This window comes from Solemya elarraichensis gill symbiont (assembly GCF_002021095.1).
Taxonomy (GTDB): domain Bacteria; phylum Pseudomonadota; class Gammaproteobacteria; order Chromatiales; family Chromatiaceae.
The window spans coordinates 1-4,874 of the sequence record NZ_MPRK01000138.1 but is presented as its reverse complement, the minus strand read 5'-3'; the positions used below and the strand labels follow the sequence as shown (position 1 = coordinate 4,874).

The window sequence follows — 4,874 nt, the reverse complement described above, 5'->3', positions numbered from 1 at the left end:
GTACTGTCCGTATTACGGCATATGCTAACCCCGGCTATGATGATGCGACAGCAGATGTTGACCATAACCTGATAGAAAACTCCGTACATATAGAAGGTAATGACACCTTTGGTGTCCACCTGGGCTCTTGTGCCTATTCCGCTGGAAATGGCAATGACGGTGAATCAGAAGTTGGCTATAACAGCGTCAATAACACTGGCGGAATTGAATCAGATATCACCGGACTTCAATTTCTCGCTATCGCGGGAGGTTATTCAGGTGCTGATGCCAGTGTCAATAGCAATGTCGTTGATAATGCGGCAGATGCATATATTGTCGGAGGAGGTCTCAGCGGTGTTGACATGACAGCCTTTGCAGCTACTTCCGGCTGCTGCGGCCCAGTAGGGGATGCAGACGCGTCTGTTGAAGACAACAGCATTACCAATGATGGCTATCTTGGCGACTCTTTCCTGAGCGGCGCATCGATGAATGCCATTGCAATCGGCGAAAATGCAGATACCATCGTTGCAAGAAATACAATAATCAACACCGATGAAATGTTTGGTTTCCTCAGTGGTACGGCCTTGAATGCCATCTCGGTTGGTGAAGACGCCACTGCAGAAATTGCAGCTAACAGCATAGATAACTCTGGCGGAATCTACAGCTATGTTGCCGGTGTTATGGTGAATTCGGTCGCTTTTAGCGGAGAAGATTCTGAAGCAATAGTCGTTGGCAACACGATCAACAACGCAGCCAATAGCACAATCGGAAGTTACAAATATGGTAGCGGTGCTTTCGCTGGCATCATGGTGAATGCCATTGCGATCTCTAAATATAGCAGCCCCTTTGTTGAAGCAGATGCAAAGATAAATGGCAACGAAATCACCAACGCCGAAAATGGCGTTATAGAGGGCAGGTTCAATGGTATCGCACTGCGTGCCATGGGCGAAGATATAATGTCCGAGGGTGATGTGACCGTTAACGGTAACATGATCTCCAATGACGGACTGGTGTTCGCTGGTGAAGATAAGTACACAGATAGCGCAGTGAAACTTGCCGCATATGGCAATTTAACCAATATTGACCTATTTGGTGACTCCTACAGTGCCCCGCTCGCGAATGACACTGAAGTCAACGGCAACACCATTACTAATAGTGGTACCGGCGCCATGGTGAACGCTGGTGAAATTGTTCTCGATTCGGCTGTCAGTCTACGTGCCGATTCAACTACCGGTGACCGTGGTGGAGCATTCGGAAAATACGCTTCGGCCGAGGTCAATTCAAACCTGATAGAAAATGCCGGCTTTATTGGTTCGTATGCAGTGATAAACCTTGGTGGCGGTATCGAGCTCACTGCAAGAGCGGGTGGCGATGCTTATGATAGTGGCACTTCTAGTGGTGGTGGCTTCGAAGATGATTACGTCGGGTTAGCTGGTAGTGCTGATGTCAATAACAACACCATCACAAACAGCAGTTCTGAATCAATCCACGTTGCTGCTGCGTATGAACTGATTGACGCTGATGGTATTGCGCTGAATGCAGATGCAAGCGTTGATATGTACAGAAGTGAAACTGTCAGTGGCGGATTCGGCAGTAATGTGGCTGACATTGGAAGCTATTCATATGCTGGCGATGCTGACGTGGAAGGCAACCTGGTTGAAAATAGTGGCTCAATAGAAGTCACTGGGCACATGGGTGAAGATTCTCAGGGAATCGTTCTCGCAGCTGACGCATGGGCATATGCCGGCAGTGACGCAAGGGCCTATGCACCAAGTGGCTCCGCTACTGCAAATGCAAACAGCGATGCCAGCGGCGGTGTTGCGCAAGTGAATAACAATGAGGTCATTAACAGCGGCACTATCACTACTTATGGCGAAGATCTAAACGATAGTGGCTATATGCAAGGTATTCTCCTGACCAGTAGCGCTTCAGCTGGAGCAGATTCGAATACTCTTGCAACAGGAGTTAGTGGTGGTTATGCGAGCGGTGGCGCAACAGCAGAGGCTGGAACCGCAGAGGTGCATAACAATAACGTTGTGAATAGCGGAACGATCGACACCGGTGCCCATTACTCAACTGGCATCGAACTTTCGGCTTTTGCATGGGCAGATGCGGAATCATCTGTCTCAGCTAGTTCAAGTGATACTAAGTATGCGCAAGCATCTGGTGGTAATGCCAGCGTGTTTGACAATAACATCAGTAACAGCGGTAACATCTCTACTGTTAATGGTGAAGATTCAACCGGCATACTTCTGTACGCCGATGCAAGTGCTTGGGCGTGGAGTGATGGTGGTAGTGAACACGCACAAGCAGGTATTGCAGAAGTTGCTGACAATAGCATCGATAACAGCGGTATCATCCAGGCTTGGGAAGGCATCGTGCTCGAAGCCAGGGCATATCATCCTTTGCGGACGATTCCAGTACGATCGGTGAGGCATACCTAACGAATAATACTATTACAAACAGCGGCACGATCATTGCTGACAATGTTGGTGTCGCAATCAGGGGCGAAGAAGGCGGTTATCCGTCCAATACAGTTTTCACTCATGGAAACTCGGTCAACAACTCCGGTTCCATGGAAGTCTACAATGGCTCAGGCATTATTGTCGGTGAAGCAGGGAATCCATCCGGCAGTTACACCTGGGATAACACGATCGACAACACGGGTACAATCCTTGCCGGTGAAGACGTAGCTATTGGTATCTACGGCGATGCTGAATATAACGGCAGCGGCAGCAGTGGCAGCAACACGCTCAACCTGGGTGCACCAGGATTTATTGCGGGCGATATCGTCCTTGATGAAGAAGCCAACGTGGATGTTACCCTGACATCAGGTGCAAGCCACTCTGTCAGCTGGACGTTTGAAGATGACTTTAGCGGTGGTGCAGCCGGACCTCGGAGCGTTTCCATTAGTGAAGATTCACAAGCGTGTCTTTGATCTCGTGATGTAAAACGGGACATCCAAGTCGCCCTTTTACATCACGAGATCAAAGACACGCTTGTATCTCGAAGCTGGTTCCTGAAGACCGCTGTCATCTCAATGGCCTGGCAATGGAGAATGGTGAAGCGCGTTATGTCACAGCAGTTTGCAAGTCAGATACCATCGATGGCTGGCGTGACCGCCGTGCAGATGGCGGCATCGTAATTGATTTGGCGACCAACGAGACGGTATGCGACGGACTATCTATGCCGCATTCACCGCGTCTCTACAATGGCAAGCTGTGGGTGCTCAATTCCGGCACGGGTGAACTTGGTAGCGTCAATCTCGATAGCAAAAGTTTTGAACCCCTGGCATTCTGCCCGGGATTTGTACGCGGTCTGGCTTTTCACAGCCATTTCGCTTTTGTCGGACTATCACGTCCCCGTTATGATCGATTCGAAGGGTTGGATCTTGACAGGCGTCTGGAGGAAGCAGATTCCGAACCATGGACTGGTGTGCAGGTAATTGACCTCAATACCGGTGCCGTTGTTCACTGGTTCCGCATCGACGGTCCAGTGGCAGAGATGTATGACGTTGCAGTAATGCCAAATGTCATCTGTGCCAAGTCTGTGGGACCGGGAACCGCCGAAGCACTGGCACTGATTACTATCGAGCCTGAATCAATAAAATCCTGATTAAGGACAGTTACTGCTGGCGATGCCAGTTTGCCCTAAATCGGGTAAGCTGACGTCATGTTCAATACAAAGCTGATTCACTCCCTGCAGGCGCGCCTGGGCCTTGCCATGGCAGCTATCCTGGCACTGGCAATTATCAGTATTGGAAGCTCCGTCATCATGACGCAGACCGCGAAAGGATTCGCTGCGGCAATCAACCAGGCAGGCACACTGCGAATGCAGTCCTACCGGATTGTTGCCAGTCTTGTACCGGTTGCCAGGCAAGAGGTGCATTTACTTGGTGTGCGCACCCCGTCGTTGGTATCGGAATTTCGCGAGCGCCTGGCGAGTGACCGAATTCAATCGGTAATGCAGAAAAAAACCTCGTTACCGGTTCAGGACTCCTATCGTTTACTTGTAGAACGCTGGGACAAGGTGCTGGCTCCGCTGATAAACGAGTATATCGACCAGGCGCTGGCGACCCCGCTATCACAACAGCCATACGACAGGCTCACCAACCTGCGCCAGGCCTATCTCGCCGAGGTTGATCCTTTTGTTGATATCATTCATCAATTTGTGCGCGCGCTGGAATTGGAGGCGGAGTCAAAAATCGAGAGGCTTCAGCTGATCCAGCTTTTTGTACTTATTCTGACGCTGGTGGTAGTTATCGTCGTACTCCTTTTTGTCAGACGTGATCTGCATAAGCCGATGCAGGAACTGTTGGCAACTGCCGGAGCTGTCAGGCACGGCGATTTTTCTGTCAGGTGCAGTCACCCGCGAGATGACGAACTGGGACAATTGGGCGCTGCGTTTAACCTGATGACTGCTGATCTGTCGCATACCTATGAAGAGCTGGAGGAGCGCGTTGCCAACAAGACAGCCGATCTTGAGAGGAGTAACCGTTCACTGGAACTGCTTTATACCGTCAGCAGGCGCCTCTCGCTGGAGTCCTTCGATGAAAAGGTGCTGACTCAACTGGTTGATGAGATCTGTCGCCTGATCGGCGCGAGGAGCGGCGCTATTTGCCTTGGTGAGCCGGGTGATGAGCAGGCCTTCAGGCTTGCATCGACTACCTTGAATGATCTTCCCGAGGATGACTGGTGCATTGAGAACAGTGACTGTGCTCGCTGTTTCGGTGACGGCTGTGCGCACATGATAACGCCGCAATCCGATGGTGGTGCCTACCGTTATTCAACGCCGGTAGCCGACAAGGGAGAGCAGTTTGGTGTCCTGTTGATGGACATTGATGAGGCCTCGTCGCTTGAGGGGTGGCACAAGCGCCTGCTGGATACGGTGGCATA

At 50.8% G+C, this 4,874-nt stretch carries 4 protein-coding genes; all 4 read left to right on the top strand.

Annotated features, from left to right (window positions below; genetic code table 11):
• Window positions 1-2,423, top strand: a 2,423-nt coding sequence (locus BOW51_RS11165; RefSeq protein WP_167367273.1) for a beta strand repeat-containing protein, incomplete at its 5' end; no start/stop codon positions are given.
• The gene (locus BOW51_RS07575; protein ID WP_135568137.1) at window positions 2,345-2,917 is read left to right on the top strand and encodes a hypothetical protein; all 573 of its coding nucleotides are present in this window, start codon (window positions 2,345-2,347) and stop codon (window positions 2,915-2,917) included. The genes BOW51_RS11165 and BOW51_RS07575, both read left to right, overlap by 79 nt.
• A 65-nt stretch (window positions 2,918-2,982) precedes the next feature.
• On the top strand, window positions 2,983-3,594 hold the full coding sequence (locus BOW51_RS07570; RefSeq protein WP_078477151.1) for a TIGR03032 family protein: 612 nt from the start codon (window positions 2,983-2,985) through the stop codon (window positions 3,592-3,594).
• A gap of 57 nt (window positions 3,595-3,651) precedes the next feature.
• Window positions 3,652-4,874, top strand: a 1,223-nt coding sequence (locus BOW51_RS07565; RefSeq protein ID WP_135568136.1) for a type IV pili methyl-accepting chemotaxis transducer N-terminal domain-containing protein, incomplete at its 3' end; no start/stop codon positions are given.